At 73.1% G+C, this 24,684-nt stretch carries 18 protein-coding genes and 1 pseudogene; 2 read left to right on the forward strand and 17 right to left on the reverse strand.

The window, feature by feature from the left end; translation table 11 throughout:
* Both C1A33_RS23260 and C1A33_RS23265 read right to left on the reverse strand, forming a co-directional pair.
* A complete protein-coding gene (locus C1A33_RS23260; RefSeq protein ID WP_101833478.1) occupies nt 1–669 on the reverse strand; it encodes a response regulator transcription factor in 669 nt (222 codons plus the stop codon).
* A 311-nt stretch (nt 670–980) separates the two neighbouring features.
* Nucleotides 981–3,338, reverse strand: a complete 2,358-nt coding sequence (locus tag C1A33_RS23265; RefSeq protein WP_101833479.1) for a WD40 repeat domain-containing serine/threonine protein kinase — start codon at nt 3,336–3,338, stop codon at nt 981–983.
* Between the two features lie 343 nt (nt 3,339–3,681).
* On the opposite strand from C1A33_RS23265, the gene C1A33_RS23270 reads away from it, so the two are divergent.
* On the forward strand, nt 3,682–4,254 hold the full coding sequence (locus tag C1A33_RS23270) for a M15 family metallopeptidase (RefSeq protein WP_165818552.1): 573 nt from the start codon (nt 3,682–3,684) through the stop codon (nt 4,252–4,254).
* Between the two features lie 28 nt (nt 4,255–4,282).
* Here the strand turns inward: C1A33_RS23270 and C1A33_RS23275 are convergent, their stop codons facing one another.
* From C1A33_RS23275 to C1A33_RS23315, 9 genes and pseudogenes are all read right to left on the reverse strand, one after another.
* Complete coding sequence (locus tag C1A33_RS23275; RefSeq protein WP_101833480.1) at nt 4,283–4,597, reverse strand: helix-turn-helix domain-containing protein; 315 nt, start codon at nt 4,595–4,597, stop codon at nt 4,283–4,285.
* A 156-nt stretch (nt 4,598–4,753) separates the two neighbouring features.
* The gene (locus C1A33_RS23280; protein WP_165818553.1) at nt 4,754–8,878 is read right to left on the reverse strand and encodes an nSTAND1 domain-containing NTPase; all 4,125 of its coding nucleotides are present in this window, start codon (nt 8,876–8,878) and stop codon (nt 4,754–4,756) included.
* A gap of 51 nt (nt 8,879–8,929) precedes the next feature.
* Nucleotides 8,930–9,334: a hypothetical protein gene (locus C1A33_RS23285; RefSeq protein ID WP_133150799.1), complete on the reverse strand. Its 405-nt coding sequence runs from the start codon at nt 9,332–9,334 to the stop codon at nt 8,930–8,932.
* Nucleotides 9,335–9,824: 490 nt separating this feature from the next.
* Nucleotides 9,825–10,268 (reverse strand): hypothetical protein, encoded by a 444-nt coding sequence (locus C1A33_RS23290; protein WP_101833483.1) that lies wholly within the window; start codon nt 10,266–10,268, stop codon nt 9,825–9,827.
* 170 nt (nt 10,269–10,438) lie between these two features.
* Nucleotides 10,439–10,864: a TadE/TadG family type IV pilus assembly protein gene (locus C1A33_RS23295; RefSeq protein ID WP_243407869.1), complete on the reverse strand. Its 426-nt coding sequence runs from the start codon at nt 10,862–10,864 to the stop codon at nt 10,439–10,441.
* Between the two features lie 145 nt (nt 10,865–11,009).
* Entirely contained in the window at nt 11,010–11,252 is a 243-nt protein-coding gene (locus C1A33_RS23300) for a hypothetical protein (RefSeq protein WP_101833484.1), read from the reverse strand.
* 118 nt (nt 11,253–11,370) lie between these two features.
* Nucleotides 11,371–12,321, reverse strand: a complete 951-nt coding sequence (locus C1A33_RS23305) for a type II secretion system F family protein (protein WP_101833485.1) — start codon at nt 12,319–12,321, stop codon at nt 11,371–11,373.
* Nucleotides 12,322–12,587: 266 nt separating this feature from the next.
* A pseudogene (locus C1A33_RS23310) lies at nt 12,588–13,442 on the reverse strand (type II secretion system F family protein); the annotation flags it as partial.
* Complete coding sequence (locus tag C1A33_RS23315) at nt 13,442–14,737, reverse strand: TadA family conjugal transfer-associated ATPase (protein ID WP_243407867.1); 1,296 nt, start codon at nt 14,735–14,737, stop codon at nt 13,442–13,444. The gene C1A33_RS23315 and the pseudogene C1A33_RS23310, both read right to left, overlap by 1 nt.
* 620 nt (nt 14,738–15,357) lie before the next feature.
* Between C1A33_RS23315 and C1A33_RS23320 the strand changes: the two genes are divergently transcribed.
* Entirely contained in the window at nt 15,358–17,064 is a 1,707-nt protein-coding gene (locus tag C1A33_RS23320; protein ID WP_101833488.1) for a PAS domain-containing protein, read from the forward strand.
* Nucleotides 17,065–17,146: 82 nt separating this feature from the next.
* Here the strand turns inward: C1A33_RS23320 and C1A33_RS35185 are convergent, their stop codons facing one another.
* The 6 genes from C1A33_RS35185 to C1A33_RS23350 all read right to left on the reverse strand — a co-directional run.
* Complete coding sequence (locus C1A33_RS35185) at nt 17,147–19,192, reverse strand: hypothetical protein (protein ID WP_165818554.1); 2,046 nt, start codon at nt 19,190–19,192, stop codon at nt 17,147–17,149.
* A gap of 389 nt (nt 19,193–19,581) precedes the next feature.
* Complete coding sequence (locus C1A33_RS23330; protein WP_101833489.1) at nt 19,582–20,076, reverse strand: DUF6912 family protein; 495 nt, start codon at nt 20,074–20,076, stop codon at nt 19,582–19,584.
* Nucleotides 20,077–20,207: 131 nt separating this feature from the next.
* Nucleotides 20,208–21,353 carry a patatin-like phospholipase family protein gene (locus C1A33_RS23335; protein ID WP_101833490.1) on the reverse strand — a complete coding sequence of 382 codons (1,146 nt, stop codon included), beginning with the start codon at nt 21,351–21,353 and terminating at the stop codon, nt 20,208–20,210.
* Nucleotides 21,354–21,581: 228 nt separating this feature from the next.
* Nucleotides 21,582–22,082, reverse strand: a complete 501-nt coding sequence (locus C1A33_RS23340; RefSeq protein ID WP_101833491.1) for a transcriptional regulator — start codon at nt 22,080–22,082, stop codon at nt 21,582–21,584.
* A 530-nt stretch (nt 22,083–22,612) separates the two neighbouring features.
* Entirely contained in the window at nt 22,613–23,950 is a 1,338-nt protein-coding gene (locus C1A33_RS23345; RefSeq protein ID WP_101833492.1) for a CpaE/TadZ family protein, read from the reverse strand.
* Nucleotides 23,947–24,684: SAF domain-containing protein (locus tag C1A33_RS23350; protein WP_101833500.1), on the reverse strand; the 738-nt coding region annotated here is incomplete at its 5' end. The genes C1A33_RS23350 and C1A33_RS23345, both read right to left, overlap by 4 nt.

Raw genomic sequence — 24,684 nt, forward strand, 5'->3', positions numbered from 1 at the left:
TCAGTCGCCCAGCCGGTAGCCGAAGCCGCGGATGTTGTGCAGCGGGCTCGGCTGGCCCAGCTTCTTGCGCAGCTTCGACAGGTGCACGTCGAAGGTCCGCGACACCGCCACGTACGCGTCGCCCCACACCTCGTCGAGCAGCTGCTCCCGGCTCACCGCCGTGCCCGCCTTGCGGGCGAGGACCGCCAGGATCTCGAACTCGATCCTGGTCAGCACCACCTCCTCGCCGGCGACGGTGACGAGATGGGTGTCCAGGTCGATGGCGATGTCGTTGATCTGGACCCGGCTCGGGGCGGGGCCGTCGGCGTCCCGCCGGGCGGTGCGGCGCAGCACCGCCTCCATCCGGGCCAGCAGTTCGTCCATCCGCACCGGCTTGAGCAGATAGTCGTCCGCGCCGAGACGCAGGCCGCGCACGACGTCACGCTCGTGGGTGCCCTGCGCGGTGAGGATGAGGACCGGGGTCGCGGCGAGTCGGCGCAGCCTGCGCAGCACCTCCAGACCGCCGATGTCCGGCAGGCCGAGATCGAGCAGCAGCAGGTCGGCGCCCCGGTGGCGCAACAGCGCGTCCGCTCCCCGGGTGACCCACTCGACCGCATGCCCCCGCGCACCCAGCACGTCCCTGATCGCCCCGCCTACGCCGTGATCGTCCTCGACCAGCAACACCCGCATCAACAGCCTCATTCATCCAGCCGCGGCCCGGCCGCGGATGCCCCTCCCCCCTGGATACGTACATCACGAACAACACCAGCACGCAGGCGCCATACGGGGGAGAACGACCACCAACCACCAACACGATGCGGCTACCACCTCTTCGCCGAATTCCGGCGGCGGCGAAACCTTCGACGGCTCGATGGAGGTCCACGACGCGCGCATCGCCCGAGACCCGGTCGCAACGGTCCGCCCATCGCGCGATCAGGCCTGGCAGCAGGCGTGGACCTGGCGCCGGACGCGGTCGGCGTCGCGCCGGCGGTCGATCAGCGCTACCGGTCCGCGGCGGCAGCCGGCACGGCCCACAGCCGCACCGTGGCGTCCTTCCCACCGCTCGCCAGGACCCGCCCATCCGGGGAGAACGCCACAACCTCGACGAAGTCCGTGTGTCCGCGCAGCGGCGACCCCAACGGGCGAGGATGCGCGCGGTCGCGGAGATCCCACAACCGCACCGTGTTGTCGAAGCTCCCGCTGGCCAGCTCGTTCCCGTCCGGCGAGAACGCCACCGTCCACACGGTGCTCCCGTGCCCGGTCAGCGGGGCGCCGAGCAGGCGCGGCGCGGAGGGGTCGGTCACGTCCCACAGCCGCACGGTCGTGTCCTTGCCGCCGGCGGCGAGGGTACGCAGGTCCGCGGAGATCGCCAGCGCGTAGATGCTGCCGGACGCACCGGTGACGACCCGGGTGAGCTCGCGGGGGGCGTTCGGCTGGATCGTCGACCACAGCCGCACCGTGCGGTCGGGCCCGTCGTCGTCCGGGCTCGCGAGCAGCGTGCCGTCCACGCCGATCATCGGCCGGGTCCAGCCGATGTCGGTGTGACCGACGGCGAGAGTGCTGAGCAGGCGCGGCCGGGCGAGGTCCGCGACGTCCCACAGCCGCAGCCGGCCGTCCTTGCTCCCATCGACCAGCGTCCCGCCCCAGACGAACGCGAGCAGCGTCACCGGCGCGCTGGCAGCGGGCAGGGTCGTCGCCAGCGGCCGCGGACGTGCCGGGTTGCGCACGTCCCACAGCCGTACCGAGCCGTCCCAGTTGCCGCTGGCCAGCACATCCCCGTCCGGCGAGAACCGGACGGCGAGCACGCCGGCGGAGCGCCCGGGCAGCGGCGGACCGAGCGGCCGGGCGCGGGCCGGGTCCCTGACGTCCCACAGCCGCACCGTGCCGTCCTTGCCGCCGCTCGCGAGCACGTTCCCACGCGGCGAGAAGGCCAGCGCCGTCACCCAGTCGGTATGACCGGTCAACGGCGCGGACAGGGCGGGGGCGCCGCCGCCGGCCCGGCCGCCGTAGCAGACACAGAGGATGATCAGGATGGCGGCGGCAGCCGCTCCCACGGACAGCCGGACGAGGCGCCGCCGGCCGCAACGACCGGGCTTCCTGGACCATCCGGGCCGCCCGGACGAGCCAGGCTGCTCGGACGAACCAGGCTGCTCGGACGAACCAGGCTGCTCGGACGAGCCAGGCTGCTCGGACGAGCCGGGCCGCGCCGGGGCAGGCGGCCCGTCGGCCAGACGCCCGGGGCTCGGCTCGAGCCCCGCATCGCTGGCTCCTTCGCCGCTGACACCGTGCCACGCGCCTCGGCGACCGGAATCCGCGGGCAGGCACGAGGACCAGGGCGAAACCGAGGGCGGGCCGAACACGGGGGCTTCGATCGGCGCCGCGGCGAGGTCGGGCACGGCCACCTGCACGCGGCGCCCCACCCCGCTGGTCACCGCGGAGGTCGGCGGGCCGGGCCAGGCGGGCGGCTCCACGGGTGCCTGCGCGGCGTCGCGCACATCGTCATCGTCGATGCGGACCGCGAGGTCAGCGCGCGCGGGCCAACCCGGTCCGTACCCGCGGGCGGCGGCCCGGGCCAGCTCGATCGCGAACTCCCTCGCCGACCGCGGTCGCACGGCGGGATCGGCGGCGAGGGCGCGCAGCACGACCCGGGCGACCGGGCTGGGCACCCGCGACGGCAGGCGCAGCCGGTTCTCCCCGTGCTCCCGCCACAACATCCGCATCGGCCCGTCCGCGCGCGGCCCGTCAGGCGGCTCCGCGAGCAGTTGGTAGAGCACCACGCCGAGCGCGTACACATCGGCGGCGGGAGTGAGCGGCCGCTTCTCCAACTGTTCGGGAGGCATGTAGAGCGGGGTGCCGACGACCGCGCTCATGGTGGTTGGCGCGTGTCGGACCAGCTTCGCGATCCCGAAGTCGACGACCTTCAGCACACCGCTGCCGTCGAAGAGGATGTTGTCCGGCTTGATGTCGCGGTGCAGGATGTCGTGCGCGTGCGCGCAGGCGAGCGCGCCGGCGACCGCGACGCCGACGGCACAGGCATCCAGCTGGCTCAGCCGTCCCCGGTATCGGCTCAGGGTGCCGCCCACCAGCCTCTCCATGATGATCAGATGGAGATCATCGACCTCCTGGTAGTCGTAGACCTTGACGATGTGCGGGTGGTCGAGCTTCGCGAGGATCCGCGCCTCGGTGACGGAGCCGATGGCTGTGCCGCGCCCGCGAGCGTCCAGCACCTTGATGGCGACATCGCGATGCAGGCTGTTGTGCCAGCCCGCGAAGACCTGGCCGAATCCGCCTGCGCCGATCTCCTCGCCGACCGTGTAAGCGGGCAGGGCCGCAGCCAGCCGGGCCGCCTCGGCCGTCACTCCCCGAGCCCCGAAAAGGAAATTCTCAAAGCGTCTGATGCAAGACCGAACGTCTCACGTGGCACAATTCGTGATCCTACGGCCCCGTTTGGCCGATTCACTCGCGCGGCAGCAACGTGCCCGGACAGCAAGCACCAGGTAACGGGACCGCCAACCGCCGGGGAACACGGCCACCCCACCCCGGCCGGATCGGCCACGCCGGCAATGGTGCGGCTCCCGTCGCGGGGCACCGCGACCTCGGAGAGAACAACGGCGGGCATCGATACCTTTTGGTTCGAACCGGACGGCACGCACGTCCGTGACAACGTAGGCGAACCAGTCGATGCCGCGTCGAAGGGACCCGATGAGACCCCGACGGCTCGCCGCGGGCATCGCGGCGATCTGCGCCCTGGTGGCCTGCGCCCTCGTCATCCCTGCGACCACCGCCGCGGCCGCCCCGACCCCGAATCCGAGGGCACCGGGTGGCCTGGCAGGAGAAGGCCAGACGCCGCTACCCGACATGCCCGGGCCGACGACTGGCGGGAGCGTCGACCTGCGTGCCGTCGCCTGCCCGAGCGGCGGGTCGATCGTCGTGTCCGTGTCCATCGCGGCCGACCTCGCGCGACTCCTCGCCGCCGAGCGGCCCACCGGAGTGGCGCTGTGCGGCCAGGGCTACCGGGACATCGGCGTGCAGATCGCCCTGCGCCGACAGAACTGCGGGCCGTCCGACGACCAGGTCTGGCGAGAACCAGCGGCCGCGTGCAGTCCGCCGACCGCCATCCCGGGCACCTCCCGCCACGAACTCGGCCTCGCGGTCGACTTCAGCAGCCCGACGCCCCTCGCCTACTTCTGGCTGGCGACCAACGCGCCGCGCTTCGGCCTGCACCCGTTGGTCGACGGCTCGGAACCCTGGCACTTCAGCGTCGACGGCCACTGATCCAGGTCCTCGCCGCGCCGCGAGGACGTCACGGTGCCGGGGCGGGCAGGCCGTTGGCGTCCTCGAGCGCCCTCGCCAGTACCGCCTGGCGCGCCGCCGCCCAGCGGACACGCCACTCGTCGACGTCGCCGCCGCAGGCTCGCACATAGGCCTGGGCGACCTCCCAGCGAGGCAGCGCCCGGCCGTCCGCCGCCCGCGCCAGGTGCGCCGGCGAGAAATGCGCCTCGACCGCCATCTGACGGTAGGACAGCGAACCAGCCTGCTGGCGCAGCTCGCGCAACGAAGCCGCGAAATCGCGAACCGGACCGGGATATGACGGAAGCGGACGCTCAGGTCGGGCCATGGGCCAACTCCTCGGCGCGCGCCCGGCCAACCGCCCCCCGTGGACAGCTGTCCCCTGTATCCGAACGCTCGTCGCGAACAACCCTAACCGCCTCCCCACCACAGCCAATGTCGCAACCAGGACACAACCTGTTCGAGAAGTGAAGGCGGACTCAGGTCAGTGTGGTTTCCCCGCGCACACGGGCGGCTGGTTGATGCCACTGGCGTAGAAGGCCCAGGTTCCCTGGTCAGGTCCGTGGGCTCCCCGCGCGCAGGCGACGGGCAGCGGATCGGCCCGCAGCCTCTGCAGCGCGGTGAGGTCGAATCGAGCCACCTCCCGATCACCACCGGCCACGAGCGTCCGGCCGTCCGGGGAAAAGGCCAGTCCGACCACCGAGCCCGACGGGCCGGGAAGCGGGCTGGACAGCGGCCTCGGCGTCGCCGGATCGGTGAGATCCCACAGCGCGACGAGACCCTTGTCGTTCCCGGCCGCGAGGATGCCGCCGGCAGAACCGGACAGGCGCACCGACTGGATCGAGCCGCCCAGGTCGGTGAGCACGACACGGTGCGGGTTCCCGGGTCTGCGCAGGTCGAAGACCGCCACCTCACCGGTCGGATATCCGGCGGCCACGAACTCACCGTTCGGAGAGAACGCGACCGAGTTCAGCAGGTCCGCGGAGCCGCCGTCGGCCTGCCCGCCGATACTCAGCTTCCGGATCAGGACCGGGTGGCGCTCCCGGCTGGCGGGGAGCCGCCATTCCAGGATGGTCCCGTCGTTGCTGGCCGCGAAGAGCATGTGACCGGTGGCGGAGAAGGCCACCGCGCGTACCTGGGCGTGCGGCTCGGTACGCACCGCGAGGAGAGTGGGCCGCGCCGGATTCCGGACGTCCCACAGGCGGACCGTGTTGTCGTCGCTGGCCGACGCGAGGATCGTGCCGTCGGGCGAGAACGCCACGTCGTCCACGAAGTTCTGATGCACCTCCGGCGGCCGACCGAGGAGGCGGGGCGCCTGGTGGGGCCTGAGCTCCCACAGCATGATCCTGCCGTTCTCGTTGCCGGTGGCGAGGAGGCCACCTCCGGGCGCGAACGCGATCGATCGCACCCGTCCACCGGGGCTTCTCTGACGCCCGCCGCCCAGGATCCGCGGTTGCGCGGAGTTCCCGAGATCCCAGGCGGCGATCGTCTCGTCGTCGCTACCGACGCCAAGCACCGTGTTTCCCGGCGCGAACTCGAGGGCGTAGACCGAGTTCGTGTTGACCGCGAGCCGTGGAGAACGCTCGACCACCTCCCCGGGGTCCGCGACCCGCCAGGTGGTCACCACGCCACTCAGCGGATCGGTGGTGAGCAGCCGGTCGCCACTCGAGGTGAAGGTCATCGTCGTGACGGCTCTGGCGGACGGCCTCAGCGAGGCGAGCAGGTGTGGCCGATCGGGCTTTGCCACGTCCCACATCTCGATCGTTCCCTCGTCGTTCCCGACGGCGAGGGTCCGCGCGTCGACAGTGAGCGCGAGTGCCTTCGGGATCGTTCCGAACGGGCGCGGCAGCAGGTGCACCGACGGTGGTCGGCCGTTCGTTCCGAGGCCGGTGAGCACGGCCGTGCCTCGCTCACCGGCGAGCACGACCGTCGTCCGGTCAGCGGCGAGGACAAGCGCGCTGACCGCGCCGACAGGACTGGCCAGCGAGGCCGTCGGCACCGGGTGGGCGGGATCCGCGACGTTCCAGCCGGAGATCCTTCCGCTCCCGTCGGCGGACACGAGGACCGTCGCGTCCGCCGAGATCGCCATGGCCCTGACCGCGCCACCGCCACTCGGTTGCCGCGTTCCCAGCCGCACACCCGTCGCAGGCCCGCCGGGCGTCAGGAGGACAACGGTGGCGTCGCCACAACCCGCCGCAAGAAGTCCGGGGTGCGAGCTGACCGCGATGGCGTTGGCGGGCGCTCCGCCGCCGCAGGAGCCGCTCAGGAGGGGCCGCGGTGGCCCGGACCCAGTGACCTCCCACATCCGCACGGTGCCCTGCTGATCGGCCGACGCGAGCAGGGCGTCGTCCGAGCTGAACGCCATCGCGTTGAGATACACCGTTCCCGGGATCCGCCACAGCGGCGACGGCTTCCCGGAGGCACCGTCGACAAGGCGCCGCAGGGAGATCTCTCCGTGGCGGCTCGCCGCGAGGACGCGTCCGGACGGCGCGAGGACGGACGCTCCCTCGATGCCGGCGTAGATACCGCTCAGGCCGCCGGTGTAGCGGCTCGCGGTCAGCGTGTTGATGAGAGACGCGCGCGCCACGTCATCGTCCTTCAGTGCCATGGCGGCGACGGCGAAGCTGAGGGCACCCTCCGGATCCCGCGTGCGCAGGGCATCCGCCTCGGTGACCATGTGGTGGGCGACGGCCGTGCGCCGCGCCGAGGTCGCGGCCCGCTCCTGGTCGATCGCGATCGCGGCTACCAGCAGGGCGACCAGCGTCGCGGCGAGGACGCCGGCGGAGCTGATCCGCAGGCGCCGAAGACGGCGGCCGGCCCGGGCCTGCTGTTCCGCGGTTCGGCGCGCGCGATCGCGGCAGGCGGCGACGAACTCCTCCGCGAGCGAATCAAGTCGTGGTGCGGGCGGCTCGGACGGGTGTTCCGACACGGGTGTCCCCGGACCCAGCACCTCGACCATCGTGGCGTCCACCCGCGGCTGGCCCCAGAGGTACGTCTCCGCGCGGTCGGCCGCGTGCCATTCGGCGGCGGCACGCTCGATCGCGCGCGTTCTGGACAGCGCCGTCGACCATTCGATGATGAGCAGATCCAGTGACGCCCACTGCGTCAGCAGCGCCTCGTGTGTGGGGGTGATCCAGCGGTCGCCGTCGTCGCTCGCGTCACCGGTCAGCAGCCTGCGTTCGAGAAAGGTGTCGAGAGCCTTCTGCTCGCTGTCACTGAACTCCGCGCGACGCAGCCGGCGTCGGCTCCGTCGACCGGACTCGTCCAGGGTGACCAGCCGCAGCAGGCAGACGAGGATCTGCCGGGCGGTGAGCCCGCTGGCGCTCGCGGCGGTCGCCAGGGCCAGCTCGGCGCCGCCGACCAGCGCGCCGGACACCCCGCCGAGGTCCCGGTAGCGGGCGGCCGGGATCGTCGTGCCCCGAGCCCGCCCCTCGGCCAGCTGGCGCAGGGTGAAGGCCAGCAGGGGCAGGGCCTCGCCGGTCTCCGTCTCCGCGACCATCGTGGAGACGAGTCCCCGCTCGAAGGTCAACCCTGCCAGCCGCGCAGGCTCCTCGATCGCGAGGCGGAGCATCGCGGGCGAGAGGGGACCAAGCAGGAACGGGTGGATCGTGACATCCGCGAGTTCGGTCATGTCGCGCAGGTCGTCGAGGAACTCCGACCGGATGGTCACCATCAGTCGCACCGGGCCGGCCAGCGCGCCGGCGATCAGCCTCGCCAGGCGCGATCGCCGCTCGGCCGCAGCCCTGGTGAACAACTCCTCGGCCTGGTCAAGCGCGAGGACGAGGTGCCGGTGCCAGATCTCGGGGCGTGTGAGCAACAGTTCCGCGGCCAGCCGGCGCAACCCCAGATCGTCCGGCTCGTCGAGTTCGGAACGGACGCGGGCGAGCGACCAGTCGACGCCGAGCTGGCGCGCGGCGGCCACGAGCGTGTGCGCCAGGCCGTCCAGCGGATCGTCCAGCGGCTGCCAGGCCCTGGTCAGCACCCACGCCGATTCCGCGTGTAGCGCGGGGACCAGTCCGGCGCGCAGAAGCGAGGACTTGCCGCAGCCGGAGGGTCCGGCGATGGCCAGCAGCGACGGAGTCGATCCCGTCGGCGCACGCAGCAGCCGGAGAGCATCGCGGATCTCGACGTCGCGGCCGAAATAGGTCCTGGCGTGTTCGGTGGAGAACGGGTGCAGGCCGGGATAGGGGTTACTGCCGCGCCAGCCGGTGTAGCCACCTCCCATGGCCCGCAGCTCGCCGTCCAGGGCATGCCGTGCGGAGACCGGATCGTCGTGGCACTCGATGTAGTGCACTTCGTCGAGCAGCGGGCTCGACACCCCGGCCTCGACGCGCAGCGGAAGCAGGCGGCAACCCAGCAGGACAGCCATGCCCACCTCGGCGTTGCACCAGATCGACGCGTTGAACGCCCGGGTCACGACGAAGACCACCGCGTCCGCGGCCCGCAGTTCCTGAGCGATTCGATCTCGCCAGGCGTCACCTGGGCGCATTCCGTGACCGCGATCGGCGGCGAGAAACGGCTCGTGCCCGTCCTCCCTGAGCCAGCCGAGTATCTCCCGGGCCCGCCCGCCATCCGCTTTCTCGGTGTAACTGACAAAGACTCGCGCCACGAACCCTCCTCGGGCCGTCCGACGGCACCGCCCCACAGCTGAAGGATCTCGTCAGCGAGTCAGCTTCCTAATCGTGACCATGCCGAGCTTCGTGAAGGGAAGACCCGGCGGGATCACAGGATTCTGATCCACCGTTCCGCCGCAGCGCAGAAGATAGGAGCCCACCGGATCCGACACTGCGAAGATGGTGACCGGGTCGGGGAACTTCTGCGGCTGGTCGTCCGTACGCCCGACGTTCACCGTGACGCTCCAGGCACCGTCCCGCCCGGGGACGATCCGCCCCTGCAGGTACCTGTTCTGCAGATGCGGCGGACTCGTCATGACCCACAGCTGCACCCCCGCGGGGATCGATCCCACGACCTTTCCCGTCAGGGTGTGCCGTCGGCCGCCGTACGTCGTCACGACTCGTTCGGCGTCCGGCTGCAGGCCGTCTACGGACAGACCGGCCACCGTCACCGGCACAGCGGCGGGCGCCGGACGCGATGCCGGCAGCGGTGGGCAGGAGGCCACCGGGGTCGGTTTCGGCCTGATCGCCGCGACCGTCGGAGTCACCGGCGACGGCGACGATTTTCCGCCTCCGCATCCCGATAAGGATGCGACGCACGCCATGGAGATGACAGCAAGCATGGAGAACTGACGGCGCAGCATTGACAACCCCCGTTTGTCATAGCCGACGACCGGACGGGAACCGCCTCAGGCCCGCTCCGGCCCACGAATGAAGCGTAACAGGACCATCGCTTCCACCGGCCACGAATCTGTCGCGAAAATCGCATTCACGGGCTCGGCAGGCGAACGACTCGAAGTGCAGCCCAATCCGGGCGGACGAGTCGCGTGCGGAAGTCGGCCCCGCCCTCCGCGCCGCCGGCATCACGCCGCCGGAACCCCGGATTCCCGCCTCCGCCGGCCGAACGCGGCGATCGCAATGCGGAGACGCAGGAGCCCCTTGCTAGGGCTCGGGGTTCTGGCGGTTGGCGCGGAACTGGTCGATGACGACGGTGAACTGGCCGTTGACGGTGACGTCGGTGATGCCGGCGAACAGGGCGCCGGTGCCGGGCAGGGCGACGACGGTGCGGACGCAGATCACGAAGGACGCGCCCGGTTCGAGGGTCTCGGCGCCGTCGCCGGGGTTGCCGGCGCCGCAGTCGGCGCCCGCGGGGGCGAAGTGGATCTGCGGCTCACCGGAGACGCCCTGGTCGCGCAGGGCCAGCTCGGCGGCCAGTCGGGCGCGGTCGGCGCCCTGCGTCTCGCTGTCGGCGGTGGCGAACGCGCGGCCGGCCTCACGGGCCGCCTGCGTCACGCCGAACGCGGACTTCTGCACCGCGAACACACTCAGGAACAGGTACACGAACGGGATGAGCAGCACGATCGACAGTCCGACGAATTCGATCATCGCCGAGCCCTCGTCGCGGCCCGGCCCGCGAGCGGCCCCCAAGCCTGCCATCGGCCCCGCTCCCGGTCCCGCACCAGCCGTCCGGCCCGGGCCGGGATCGCGGCCCCAGACCATCGCCGACCAGGCGGCCGCGGCCGAGCGCCATCCCCGCCGTGCTCGTGACGTCGCTGTCACGGCTGCTCCTTGACGGCATGGCCGGTGACGGTGAGGGTGACGCCGTCGCCGAGCGGGACGAGCACCAGGGGCACGACGACCCGGCAGGTCACCTGGACGAGCGGGGTGTTGTCGGGTCCGTCGACGTCGGTCCCGGTGCAGGTGGTGTCCGAGCGGCCGGGGATCGTCCGGGCGATGAGCGCCTGGGCGTAGGGGCCGCCGTCGCCGGCCGGGACGCCGAGGTTGGCGGCGTGCCGGGCGCCCTCCGCCGCGTCGGCCGCGAGCGTGTTGCGGACATAGAGGAGCAGCCCGACCTGCAGGATGCCAAGGAACAGGAACAGCAGCAGCGTCCCGACCAGGATGAACTCGACGACGGCTGATCCCGCGTCAGCTGGTTCACCCTCCACCTCGACGTCCGCGCCGACGTCGGCCGAGGCGCCCAGGTCGGCCCTGACGCCGACATCAACATTGACATCGGCACCGGCACCGGCACCGGCATCGGGCTCGACACCGGCATTGGATGTGGCCCCGGCCTCGGCCCTGGCACCGACGCCGGCGGGATCGTCGGCGGCCGTTACGGCCGCCGGCTCACTTGCCGCCGCCACCGCCGACGCCGGACACCGAGTTGATCGCCGAGTTGAACAGGTTCTGCAACGCCGGCGTCGCCAGGGTCGCGATCGCCACCACCAGCGCCGCCGTCATCACGGTGATCATCACCCAGCCGGGGACGTCACCCCGGTCGCGGTCCCGGCCGCCGCGGGAAGCGCCCCCGCCGACCGCACGCCAGGCGAGCAACCTCGCCGTCATGGCCTGCCCGATACGTCGTCCCATGTCCCCTCCTCCAAGGCTGCCGAATGCCACCGGTGGTCGGAACGCCCCACCGCGGGGTCCGGCCCCGCAGGCCAGACCCGGGCGGGTGGCCCACCACCGCGTCTCGTTCCTGGCGCGCTCACTGGGCGATCACCGTGAAGCTCACCAGGGCGGGATAGAACGCGAAGATCACCGTGGTCGGCAGCACCAGGAACACGACCGGGATCATCATCGCGATCTCCTTGCGGCCACCGGCCTCCAGCAGCTGCCGCTTGCCGGCCTCGCGGACGTCCATCGCCTGGGCGCGCAGGATGTCGGCCAGCGGGGTGCCGCGCTCGATCGCGACGGCCATGCCGTCGACGAACCGGGTCAGCGGCGCGAGGGCCGTGCGCGCGGCGATGCCCTCCAGCGCCTGCACGAGCGTGGCACCGGCGCGGGCGTCGGCGAGCGCCAGGCGCAGCTCGCGGCCCAGCTCGCCATGGGTGAGCCGGCCGACCCGCTCCAGGGCGCCGATGGCCGACTCGCCGGCCGTCACCGCCAGCGCCAACAGCTCGGCGATCGTGGGGAACTCCAGCAGCATCTGGTCCTCGCGCTCGGCGATGGCCCGGGTGAGCCAGTAGTCGCGGGCGACGACACCGCCGGCGGCACCGGCGACGATGAGCGCCACGCTGACGAGCGCGGGCGGCCCGATGCCGAGCAGCGCGCGCAGGGCCAGCAGGAACGCGCCGAGCAGCGCGCCGCACACCGCGGCGATGACCTGCTGGACGCGGAACTCGTCGATGCTGGTGCGCCCGCCCGCCTGGGTGAGACGGCGCTGCAGGGCCGCCCGGCCGCCGAGGAACCGGTCCAGCCGCGCGGCGACATCCGCCAGCAGCGGCCGCAGGAGCGCCTCGACGGCGGCGAAGCCTGGCCGGGCGCTGCTGCGCGGTCGGTCGGCGAGCAGCCGCGACGGACGCGGCGTGTCCCGCAGGTAGGGATCGACGCGGTCGGCGAGCTGGATGCGCCGGGCCCGCGGCGACCGGTAGACGATGACGACCAGCCCGATCCCCACCAGCAGACCGAGCAGCGCCCCGGCGGCGACCATGGTCACGACCGCACCCCCGCTCCCCCGAAGCCGGGATCGTCATCATCCGGATCGCCGAATCCGCCGGACCCGCCGAATCCACCAAGTCCGCCGGGTCCGCCCGCCCAGCCCCCGGTGTCGCTGCCGGGGCCGCCGCCGAAACCACCACCGGGCATCCGGGGTCCGCCGCCGGGGCCGAGCCTCGGCCGGGCGCCGGGCGGGTCCGCGGGGGGAGCGCCGCCGACGGTCGCCGCGACCGGCTCTGCGTCCGGTACCGCGGCCGCGGTACCGCCGCGCAGCACCCGGCCTTCCTCCGGCAGCCGGCCGATCCGCCGCATCAGGACGTAGGCCAGCGCCGACACGCCACCGCCGATCGCCAGCACCAGCACGCCGGTCGGGCTGTCGTAGGCCCGCACGTTCTGGCCGCGGGTGGCGAGCAGCAGCAGCACGATCCAGGGAGCCGCCAGCGCCAGGCGGGCGGCGTTGACCGTCCAGCCCTGCCGGGTCTCCAGCTCCGCGCGGGTGCGGGCGTCCTCGCGCAGGAAGGTCGACAGGGTGCGCAGCAGCCGGCCGAGGTCGGTGCCGCCGACCTCGCGGGCCATCCGCAGCGACTCGATGATGCGGTCGGCGACCGGGTCGGCGAGCTCGTCGGCGAGGCGGTCCAGGCAGGTCGAGAACGACCCGGTGGCGCTGTAGTCCTCACCGAAGCGGGTGAAGGCGGGGCGCAGCTGCACCGGCCCGCGCACCCCGACCGCGGCGAGGCCCTCGGGCAGCGACATGCCGGCCCGCACGGCGCTGGCGAGGTTGTCCACGACGTCGGGCCACAGCTCCCGCAGGTCGTGCATGCGGGCGTGCCGGCGGCGGACGATCAGTGTCCGCGGCAGCAGGGCCGCGAACAGCGCGAAGGCACCGGCCAGGGAGATCGTTCCGGTCAGCGCGAGCACGACGAGCCCGACCAGGACGCCGAGCGCGGCGCTGATCGCGACGAACTGCCGCGGGTTCAGGCCGCGGATGCCAGCCTGGGCGAGCAGCTCGGCGGTGGCCGTCTCCCAGCGCATGACGGTCGGGCCGGCCGAGGCGCGGGGACGGCCGCTGGTGACGATGAGGAACAGGCCGAGCCCGAACAGCAGGCCGAGGAAGATTCCCATCAGTGCTCCACCGCGATCTCGGGCCAGCCGCCGGCGGGCCGCCGGTGTGCCTGCCCGTGGGGATGGTCGTGGTCGCCCTGGGCCAACAGGGTGGGCAGGTCGTAGCCGGCGCGGGCGAAGCGGTCGGCGTGCGGCGGATAGCCGTCCGCGCGCACCAGGCCCTCCGCCCGGGTGCGGTAGATCTGGGCGATCTCGACGATGTCGCCCTCGGCCCGGCCGGGCAGGGCGACGATCTCGGTGACCCGGCGCCGGCCGGAGACGTCCTTGGCGAGGTGGACGACGAGGTCGACGCTGGCGGCGACGGTCGGCACGACGAACGCGTGGCTGACGTTCTCACCGGCGAGCAGCGGCAGCGTGCACAGCTTGGTCACGGCCTCGCGGGCCGAGTTGGCGTGCAGGCTGCACATCCCGGGCAGGCCGGAGTTCAGGGCGATGAGCAGGTCGAGCGCCTCCTCCTGACGCACCTCGCCGACGAGCAGGCGGTCCGGGCGCATCCGCAGCGCCTCCTTGACCAGCCGGCGCAGCCGGATCTCGCCGCTGCCCTCCAGGTTGGCCTGGCGGGTCTGCATCGCGACCCAGTCGGGGGCGCGCAGCTTGAGCTCGAAGACCTCCTCGCAGGAGATCACCCGCTCGCGCGCCGGGATCGCCGAGCCGAGGCAGTTGAGCAGCGTCGTCTTGCCCGCCTGGGTGCCGCCGGCGACGATGACGTTCAGACCGGCCACCACCGCGGCCTCGAGGAACGCGGCGGCGGCGGCGGTGATCGTGCCGAGCCCGATGAGCTCGTCAAGGCTGCCCGCGCTCAGCACGAACTTGCGGATGTTGATCGACCAGTGCACCCGGGTGACGTCCGGGATGACCACGTGCAGCCGGGAGCCGTCGGGGAGCATCGCGTCGACGAACGGCGTCGACAGGTCGACCCGGCGGCCGGACGATTTGAGCATCCGCTCGACCAGATCCTGCACCTGGTCGGCGGTCAGAATCGTCGTCGTGAGTTCGCTGCGGCCGGCGCGGGCGACGAATACCCGGCCCGGCTCATTGATCCAGATCTCCTCGATGGACGGGTCGTCGAGATGGCGCTGCAACGGGCCGAACCCCGCGACCGCGTCGTAGACCAGGCGGGCCGTGACATCCCGGTCCACCACGGGCGGAAGGTCGCTGACGAGAACACGTTCCTCGTAGTCCGCGAGCACCTCGAGAACAAGCTGGCGCACCTGCGCGGGATCGCGCACGGGATCGAGGGAACGCCGCCGGACGAGCTCTCGGACCTCGTCCTCGACGAACGATGTGGCGTCCATCCACCCGCCGCGTGCCACCGCCACGAAACCGCTGCTCCTCCGGCTCCGCTTCTTCCTTCGCCCGGATAATTGCTACGAAGCGTAGAAAGAAGGTCACTCCAAATCAAGCCCCGACGATCGGGGCGGACGCAACAACGTTCGCACAACCTCCCATCGCCCGTCGGGCCGGGTAGGACACAGCCAGGTCACGGTGTGCACAGCGTCCCACCTTGACCACCCGATGCGTCACTCTCCGCAACTATCGTCCCGCGTGCGGAGCGAGACAGGGGCATCACGGGGCGCACATGCCGGTCGCGACCAGCCGTGTACCGACCGCCCTGGAAACGCCCGCGCGATTTCGGCCTCGAATCGTCGTCGAGGCGATAACCTCGCTGCGGTCCCTAACCCGCGCGACCGTCTTGCCACAACCGCCTGCCAGGTCGACCGGTGGTGCCTCCCCCCACCCCGCCGATCCCACCCGGTGAGCGGCCGACACCTGCCTCGGGGGTCTCTTCCGTGTCCGGTCAGCCATCGATAGCTGGGCTCGCCCGCTGCCCGCGAGTAGCCTGTCCGTCCGCTCCGGCGGCGCTGCCCGGGGCCCGGCGGGGATGTGGACCGCGCGGCCCGAAAGGGGCGGCCCGATGAGCGGAAATCGGGATTCGCAACCGTCAGACATGTTCGACACGACCGCCTGGAAAATGTTCTGGCGAATTGTCGAGAACTGCCCGGTGGCGATATTCGCGACCGATGCGGTCGGCCGGCATCTCTTTGTGAACCAGCCGTGGTCCGAACTGACCGGACTCCCCCGCGACGAGGCCGTCGGCCACGGGCTGGAGCAGATCGTCCACCCTGACGACCTCGCCACCGTCAGCGACCACTGGCGACGCCTGATCACACACGGCGACGGCTTCTCACTCCGGATCCGGCTCATCGCGCCCGGCCGGCCGGCCCCGCCCGCGATCATGCAGGCGGTGGAGACGTCCGCCGGCGACGGTCGTCGACGCATCGTCGGTACCCTCACCCCGGCCTCGCCTCCCGTGCCCGAGGGCGACAGGCTCGCCGGCGACCTCCTCGACACCGATCTGCTCGGCGACGACCGTCTCGGCGACGACCCGCTCGAGCACGATGTCCTCGGCCGGATCGCCTTCACCGAGGATGCCTTCACCGAGGATGCCTTCACCGAGGATGCGTTCAGCGAGGATGCGTTCAGCCAGGATCTGTTCCGCCCGGACATATTCCGCCCGGACATGTTCGGCTCGGAGCTGTTCGGCCAGGAGATCCTCGGCCGGGACGCGCTCGGACCGCAGGCACCCGGACCGCAGGCACCCGGACCGTGGGCGGGCCGGGCGGACGGCATCCTGCCCAGCGGCCCGGACCGGTACGGCATCTTCGACGGGCTCAGCGGCCACGACCCGTTCGACGAGGCCGCCCAGGCCCTCGGCGCGTCCGGCGCCGCCGACGACGACGACCAGCCTGATCATCAGGTGGACGGCCCGCGTCAGACCGGCGACCGCCCGGCGCATCGCCGCCATCCGTCCGGGTCAGGACGGGTCCCGCCGCCGGGCTCCGCCCACCCTTCCGGCACCGGCCGACGCGACACGACAAGAGAGCCCCCGTCCGGGCCACCGGCACGATCGCCCGACCAGGGCGGCTCCTCGGCCGGCGAGCCACGCTGGACGGTTCCCCGGCCGCGCCGCCCCGTCCCCGGTGAGCCGACTCCCGGCCGCGCGGGCGGGGCGAACGCCGCGGAGGAGCGTGCGCCGTCCTATCCCCGCGGGGCGCTGCCCCCGGGCGCGGAGTGGCGCGCCGCCGTCGTGCTGCACCGGAATGAGGAGGCCGACGTGCGCCCGACGGTACCCACCGAGCTCCTCCGGCCCCACGATGACGGGGACTGTGGCTGCATGTTGGCCGAGATGCGCCGGATCGAGGAGGCCTGTCGTGATCGGGAACGCTGGCTGACGACGCTGCTCGCCGAGCTGACGACCGCGGTGCTCATAGCCGACCGGGACGGTGCCGTCGTCGCCGTCAACCAGCTGTACTGCGATCTGTTCGACCTGGCGGAGTCACCGGTCGACCTGGTCGGTACCGACTGTCGCCGGCACCTGCGTCCCCGCGCGGGCCTGGTCGACGACCCGTCCGGGTTCGCCGCCCGGCTGGACACGCTGCTGCGGCGGCGGCGGACGCTGCGCCGCGAGGCGGTGATGTTCGCCGACGGCCGGGTGCTCGAGCGCAGCCACATCGCGCTGACCTCCGCCGACGGATATCGGGGCCACCTGTGGCTCTACTGCGACGTCACCGACCGCAGGATCCTCGAAGCCGAGATCGAGGGTCTGATCTCCGGGCTCTGAGCGTGCGCCTCCCGCACGCGTGGTCGGCGACTGCCCGCGGGCACCGGACCGGACCGCGCCGCCGCCCGCGCGTCACGACCGACTAGTACACCCCGCCGTAGTGGCGGGCCTGCAGGTCCTGGGCCTGGCCGACCCAGTCGTCGGAGAGGATGCGGTCCCCGAAACCGTCGAGCATGCGGGCCAGCCGGGCCACGTCCGTGTCACCCATCTCGGCGAGCTGCCCGAAGGTCGTGATGCCCAGCGACCGCAGCCGCGCCTCGATCACCGGGCCGACACCGACGATCTCCTTCAGGTTGTCCCCGGCGGTGGTACCGGCGTCCAGCAGTCCGTTCCAGCGAGGCGACGGCTCCATGACGACCCGGCCGCCCGCCGCCTGCTCGCCGGTCGCCCCGGCGCGGACCCCCACCGCCAGCGCGGCGCCCACTCTCGACGACGCGCCGGCCACCGCCGGCGGCCGCTCCTTCGTGGTCACCGCCGGCCGCGCCAGTCTCGTGGTGACGTCGCCGACCATCGCCTCCCGGGGGCCCTCCAGGAGCGGGTGGCGCCCGAAGCCCGCGTCCGCGATCCCGCCGTCCCCGCGGTCCGCGATCCCATGCCCGGGTTCGGCGGCGCCAGCGGGCTCGGCCCCACCGTCGGGTCCGCCCGCGCGGACGCCCCCGGTGCCGGGCTCCGCGCCCGCACCGAGCGCCCAGCCGGACCCGGAGGCAGGCGCGGGCGTGGGAGTGGAGCCAGGGGCCGGCTCGGCGCCGACGACATCCGCGTCGTCGCCGGGACGGGCCGGCGCGGCCGCCCGGGCGATCCCCGCCGCCCGCGCGGTGGCCACGGCCCGGGCGGAGCCAACGATCTTGGCGTACTCGACGGCCGCGCTGTTCTCGACGTCGGCGGCCGTGTCCTGACCGGCGCCCGGCTCCAGCTCCGACTCGGACTTCGCGATCCGGTTGAGCAGGCTGATCCGCTCGGCGGCCCACTCGGCCTGGTGCCGGTCGAGACGGGTGGTCATGGTGGCGACCTGACGCTGGGCGTCCTCCGCCTCGGTGCGGGACATCGCCAGCCGGGAGGAGAACTTGGCCGCCCGCCCCTCCGCCTCGGCGAGCTGACGGCGCAACGCCTCCGCCGTGCGTACCAGGTCCGCGACATCCGGTCCGGTCTGCGCGTCGATCGAGGGGACGGCCCGGGCGCCCCGGCTCGGGCGGGGGGCCGTCGCCTGTTCCACCCGGGAACGCAACGCCGACTCGATCTCCTCCACCCGGGCGCTCGCGGTCGCGGCGTGCCGCTCGGCGTCGAAGATCCGCTGCTCGGCCTCGGCGGCGCGCTGCTCGGCGACGGCGAGACGGGCCGTCAGGTCCGCCTTCTCCAGCGCGGAGTCGTCGCGCTGCCGGTGCAGCAGGGAGACCAGCTCCGCCACCGGCTCACCGGGCGCGCGGACCGGCACCGGGATCGGGATCGGCCCGGTGGTGGCCAGCTCCGCGCCGACCGGAACGCTGGCGGCGACCACGCTCTCGGCCAGGTCCGCACCGGCATAGCCGGCCGGATCGGCGGCCTCGCCCCCATCAGCGGCGCCAACCCGATCAGCGGCGTCGACCTGATCGGGAGCATCGACCTGATCGGGAGCATCGGCCCTGGCCGCGGCGACGACCTCGTCCCGATCGGCGTCCCCCGCGTCGGCCTCGACCGCCGCGACGACCTCGACCGCCGCGACGACCTCGACCGCCGCGACGACCTCGTCCCGATCGGCGTCGCCCGCGTCGGCCTCGTCCCGATCGGCGTCCGCCGCGTCGGGCTCGACCGCGGCGACGACCCGACCGGCGTCCGCCGCGGGGTGTTCCACGTCGGCATGCTCCGCCTCGGCGGGCTCGACGGCGGGTCCGGCACCCACCCGGCTGCCGGCGCCGTCCCCGAGATCGGACCTAACGGCGTCCCGGGCCGCCGGCTCGCCCTCGCCCTCGTCCGGCGGCGCCGGGAGGGGGGCGAGCTCCGGTTCGTCGTCGGCGTGGGGAGGCACCTGGCCCGCTCGTGCCTCCCGCACCTGCCGGCGCAGCGGGGCGATCAGGAACACCCACGCCAGCGCGGCGCCGATGACCATCGCCACCAGCACGTATGCCAGGATCTGCCCGGCGAGGTACAGCATGGGCTGCCAGCCTCCTTACCGCGGTGGGCCGTTCGAGATCCACGCCCGCCCGTCCGTCCGGGGGCGGCATCTCGGTACGAAGGATGTGGAAGAACGAGCCATCGGCACCGTCCGGGCACAGTCCCGGGCGGCGCCTCACGGCTACCTACGCATTATTCGCAACAGCGAACATCGGGCGTAACCCGGGGAGGGACAACCGTTGTCCGTCCGTCCCGTCGCGCGTGGAGAAATCGGGAGACGGACACGCCGGGCGACGACCGACACCACCGGAGCGGAACCGGACAGCCACCGCGGACGCGGTGCGATATCAACATTCCATACTGGATCACCACCGGTCCAGGGGAAAAAACCCACGGGACCGTCAACGGGTGTGGTCCGTGTCATAACGGTCAGAGCAGGTCGGGTAGCTCCTGGGGGGCGAACCAGAGCAGCTCGAAGCCCTCGACGCTGTCCACCGTGAAGGCGGCGTCGTCGCCACCGAGATCGGCCTCGACGATCTGGTCGGCCGCCGCGTGGACGGCGGCGAGCACGTCGGCGTCGTCACCGTCGTCGACGTGGATCGCCTCGACGCTCGTCCACGGCACCGGGAAGTCGACCTCGACGACGCCGCGCCCCAGATCGTCGCGCACCCGCACCTCACCGTCGGCCAGTTCGGCCACGAACACCAGCCGCCGCCGGGGCGCCGCCGGGTCCGCGTCCAGCAGCCGCAGGCTCGCCCGCGCCGCGTCGTGCAGCACCGCGTATTCCAGCTCCTCCTCGGACTCCGACTGGGCGTACCACTCCCGCAACGCGGGGGTCACCGCGAAACCCGTGCCGGCCGGCACCTGCCCGGACTCCCAGACCGATCGCGCGGCGGTGAGCGTGGAGGGCAGGTAGATGCGCACGGCATCAGTCTCCCAAGTGCACGCCGGTCGCGTTCGACGAGGGTCCGGCTCCGACCACGGCGCGCCGCCGGGGCGCGTGCCGACCGCTGGTGGGGTCGGCACGGGCCCGGGTCGCACGCTCGCTCGCGGACTCAACCGGCCAGGTCGAGCCCGACCGAGCGGCCCGTCCGCCCGGTGGACGTCGCGCCTGCCGGGCCGGCGTCGCCGTCCGCCCCAGGGCCAGCCCCGGCTCCGGACCTGGTCCGAGCGCCACCCGCGTCGACGCCGCTCGCCGGCTGCCCGGTCCGGCTCGGCGACGGCCGGGTCCGGGGACGCGACCGCGCGCCCGCCCGCAGCGCCGTGACCGTGGTGCGCAGGCTGGTCTCGAACACCTCCGCCCGACGGGTCAGATCCATCAGGTTCCCGCCCATGACCTCGAGGTCCTCCGGGCCGGGGCAGAGGACGGTGACCCGGGCGCCGGCCGCCTCGACCTCGGCGACCTCGCGCAGCAGCCGACGCGTCGCGGCGCGGCGCACCTGGCGCTCGACGCGGGCGACGGCCCCCCGAGGCCGGTCCGAGGCCAACGAGCAGGCCGGCGCCACCACGATGATCTCGTCGAGCCCAGCGGCGGCGGCCAGATCGACCGACGCCGGCGAACGGGTGCCGCCGTCGACGAACCGCGCTCCGTCCGCCTCGATCGGGGCGTACCAGCCGGGGATCGCGCAGGAGGCCATCACGGCATCGGGCAGCGACATCCGCGGCGCGTCGGGCGCTCCGAACAGCACCCGGTGTCCGGTGTCGAAGTTCATCGCCACCACGCGCAGGTCGCCGGGCGCCGGCCAGCCCGACCGGTCCAGGCCCGCGCGCTCCATCGCGGCCGCGACCAGGTCGCCCACCGCGGAGATCTTGCCCCGGCCCTGCGGCAGGATCGCCGCCAGCGTGACCATCGGCGACGCGTGCCGCGGATGCAGGGCGCTCGCGGTGAGCAGCCGCGGTGAGCCCATCCGCATGCGCGGCCGGGGCGGCAGGGAGGCACCGAGATCCCGATAGTCGAGGACGGGGTCGCCGGCCTCGTAGATCCCGCGTTCCGAGTTGGCCATCACCTCGACACCGACACCGAGGCGCAGCAGCGACGCCACCACGGCGCCGGCGGACGTGCCGACCACCACGTCGCTGCTGGCCAGGTCGCGGCCGGTCTCGCTCTCGATCGCACGCAGCGCGCCGATCATCCAGGCGGAGCCGAGGACTCCACCGGCACCGAGGACCAGGCCACGACGCACTGCCCGCCTTCTGGACATCGTCCACCTCCCGGCACAACGACCGGATGGTGCAGTCCCCTGCGCGGGGGCAGCTGCCGCCCCGGTCCGCCCGCTGTCATGTGGGCCACCCGGTCGCACCTGGCCCGGTCGAGCCCGAGGCGGGACCTCGCCGCCCGAACTCGACCGGGGATGGGCCAGTCGCAGTCCACGGTCCGCGTTGACCGTACGTCGCCTGCGGCGCGAGACGCGCCCGGACGGGCCACCGGACTACTCCGGCGGTTCCTCGCTTTCCTCGGCGAAACTCGTCTCCAGCACGCCCCAGTTCCGCAGCCGCTCGGCGAACTCCTGCGGTGTGGTGTCGTGCAGCAGGGCGAGGGCGCGCACGTCGCCGTCGCGGATCGACAGGACGCGCCCCGCGTAGTCGTCGCGCTGGCGCTGGATCTGCGCCACCCAGCGGCGCACCAGCGCGGACGAGTCGGGCGGGGCCTCGCTGAGCTTCTCCAGGTTGAGCACCGTGCGCGGACGGCGCTCCCGCGGCGGCAGCTGATCCTCACTGGGCAACAGCGCGGACACCGGAACCCCGTAGAAGCCAGCGAGCTCGGAGAGCTGATGCACACTGATCATGCGGTCACCGCGCTCGTAGGAGCCGACCGCGGCGGTCTTCCACCGACCGCGCGACTTCTGCTCCACTCCCTGCAGCGACAGGCCCTGCTGTATCCGAATCGCTCGCAGGCGGGCGCCCACCGCCTTCGCGTACTCCCGGCTCACCCGACACACCCCCAGCCGTCTCGCCCGAGCATCCCCCTGCCGTCCAGATCGCGGGTCGCGATCGCGGCCACGATCCGACAGGCACTCCTGGGCATGCCCACACTAACGTAACGTTGCCGAAAGGGAACGGACACACAAACACACCACATGTCACTCTCTGCGGTGTGCGAGCGCCGCCACCCGGCCTTCCACTTCCCAGCGCGTCGGATCAATGACGGCAATGGCCTGATCGCATCCGATGGAAAGCGATTGGTAAGATCTCCTTCACTTCCCAGCCGAGACCGTTCCACACAGCGATGCCCACGAATCGCTCGCTGTAACCGTGACCGCTACCCGGGCGCCACAGGACGGACACGAATTGTCACGGTTATGCCGTAGGCGTAACCGTGAGTTGCCATTGCACCTGCCGCGCCTCGGCATCTCACACACGAAGAGTGAGAGTGTGGCGTAGGCGGCTGCGCGGCACGGCCGGACGCCGCCGGCATGGGCGCCGCGGCCCTCGGCCGTCCGTCCCCTGCCCGGAGCCGGGATCAGCGGGTCTGTCGGCGGAAGGCGCCCCGGCGGCGGGGAGCCGCCGGGCGACCGGCGAGCCGCCCGGCGAGCTCCCGGATGGCCAGCCGGGCCGGTGAGGTCGGTGCGATGTCCCGCAGTAGCTGGCCGGCGACCTGGGCGGCGTCCAGCCCGGCGAGGTCGTAGGGCACCAGCGCGACCGGCTCCGTCCCGGTGTGGCGCAGGATCGCGCGGCTCACCTCGCGGGACGGGTCGCCGCCGACCACTGATGCCCGCAGCCGGTTGACCACCACCAGCGGGTCCGCCGCCGGCACCGCCTCCCGCAGATCCGCAAGGCCTCGGACAAACCGAACCAGCCCCACCGGCTCGGCCGAGGCGACGGCGAGCACCACGTCCGCCGCCTCCAGGACCGCGAGCGTCGCCCCGTTGCGCCGCGGCGCCGCAGTGTCGAAGGACAGCTCCTCGTCCGTCTCCAGACAGAAGCCGCAGTCCACGACGACGAACGTCGCCAGTCGCCGGGCCAGCGAGAGCACCGTCTCGATGGAGGCCGGCCGCAGCTCCGGCCAGCGGGAGGGCCGGGAGATCCCCGGCAGCACCCGCAGCCCGTCACCGAGGTCACGGCAGAGCATCGCGAGCCGGGGAACGTCGAGCAGGCCCTGATTGGCGGACCGCGCCGCGGCGGCCAGGCCCGGCGCCTCCTCCAGCAGGCCGACGAGCTGGCCGACCGCGCCACCGTAGGAGTCCGCGTCCACCAGCAGCGTGGCGGCGCCGAGCGCGGCGATCTCGGCGGCGAGGCACAGCGCGAGCGTGGTGCGCCCCGGCGCGCCCGCCGGGCCCCAGACCGCGACCACCCGGCCGCTGCCGGCCTCGGCCACGCCCATCGGGTCGGCGCCGGCACCGACCGGGGCGAGCTGGCCGAACCCGGGCAGCGCCTCGCTGTACGAGCCGGTGAACGCGCCGGTGCCCCAGGTGGCGGCGGGCACGGCGTTCGATACCAGGGCCCGGGACGCCTCGACCACCGCGCCGGCGACGACCTCCGCGGTGGCGTCCGCCGGGATAACCGCCGCGACGCCGAGCTGACGCAGCCGGCGATCGGCATCCTCGTCGCCCGGGGCGATCAGACCGACGACCGCGATGCCGGCCATCGCGAGCCTGGTCAGCGCGTCGCGGTCGAGGCGGCGCAGGTCGGCCGACAGCAGCGCGGCCCGCGCCGCGCCGGTCGTCGCCGCCGCCAGCAGGTCCGGCAGGTCGACACACCGGCGGACCACGGTGACACCGAGATCACGTCGGTCGAAGGCCGACACCAGGCCGGCCTCGACGTCCGAGTCGGTCACCGCGGTCAGGATCGGCAGGCTCACCGGCCGTACCCCGCCACGGCGGTCGGCCCGGTCGCGCCGACACCACCACGGGAGTCCCGCTCGAGCTTCACGACGTCGACGCGCTCACTCTGCGACGCCGCCACCGCCTGGATCGCGCTGTCGACCGGGACCCGCAACGTCAGCGAACGGTCCCCGCTGGCGAGCTTCTCCAGGCTGACGAACTCGACGTCGTGCAGCACCAGGGACTCCCCGCCTGCGCCCGCGGCCGGGGCGGGCTGGTTCTGACCGCCGCCCTGGGTGGCGCCGGTCGTGCCGCCGGAATCCTGCGCGGCCCCACCGGGCTGGAAGACGTAGACGTCCACGTGGTCGCCGGGCTCCAGCTCGGGCAGCCGGCCCGCCTTGACGATGACGGGCACCAGCCGGGTGGCCTGCGTGTTGCGCCCGGCGAAGTCGGCGCCGCTGACCAGCTCGCCGGCGTTGACGGGCCGCGCGAGGGTCGCCCCGGTGAGATCACGCAGCCGGGCGCCCGGGTAGTAGCGGTCGGCGGTGCCCGCGTCGAGGCGGGCAAGCACGGTGCTCAGGTCGCCATCGACGATGACGTGACCGGCCGGCAGGTCGCCGCGGGCCACCACCCACTGGCGCGTCGAGTCCGCCGACGCGAACAGCCGCGCGCCCACGACCACCGAGACGAGCACGAGCAGCACGCCGATGAGCAGCCGCGAGTCGCGCCATCGTCGCCGGGTGAGCCGGCGGGCGGGCGGGGACCCCGGGGG

Source organism: Frankia canadensis, from assembly GCF_900197875.1.
In the GTDB taxonomy this organism is placed as follows: domain Bacteria; phylum Actinomycetota; class Actinomycetes; order Frankiales; family Frankiaceae; genus Frankia; species Frankia canadensis.

Excerpts from the sequence above, each read along its gene's own strand:
- C1A33_RS23270 (WP_165818552.1), top strand. The coding sequence starts at position 3,682 with ATGAGACCCCGACGGCTCGCCGCGGGCATCGCGGCGATCTGCGCCCTG.
- C1A33_RS23275 (WP_101833480.1), bottom strand. The coding sequence starts at position 4,597 with ATGGCCCGACCTGAGCGTCCGCTTCCGTCATATCCCGGTCCGGTTCGC.
- C1A33_RS23300 (WP_101833484.1), bottom strand. The coding sequence starts at position 11,252 with ATGGGACGACGTATCGGGCAGGCCATGACGGCGAGGTTGCTCGCCTGG.
- C1A33_RS35185 (WP_165818554.1), bottom strand. The coding sequence starts at position 19,192 with ATGCTGTACCTCGCCGGGCAGATCCTGGCATACGTGCTGGTGGCGATG.
- C1A33_RS23290 (WP_101833483.1), bottom strand. The coding sequence starts at position 10,268 with ATGATCGAATTCGTCGGACTGTCGATCGTGCTGCTCATCCCGTTCGTG.
- C1A33_RS23335 (WP_101833490.1), bottom strand. The coding sequence starts at position 21,353 with ATGTCCAGAAGGCGGGCAGTGCGTCGTGGCCTGGTCCTCGGTGCCGGT.
- C1A33_RS23260 (WP_101833478.1), bottom strand. The coding sequence starts at position 669 with ATGCGGGTGTTGCTGGTCGAGGACGATCACGGCGTAGGCGGGGCGATC.
- C1A33_RS23315 (WP_243407867.1), bottom strand. The coding sequence starts at position 14,737 with ATGGACGCCACATCGTTCGTCGAGGACGAGGTCCGAGAGCTCGTCCGG.
- C1A33_RS23320 (WP_101833488.1), top strand. The coding sequence starts at position 15,358 with ATGAGCGGAAATCGGGATTCGCAACCGTCAGACATGTTCGACACGACC.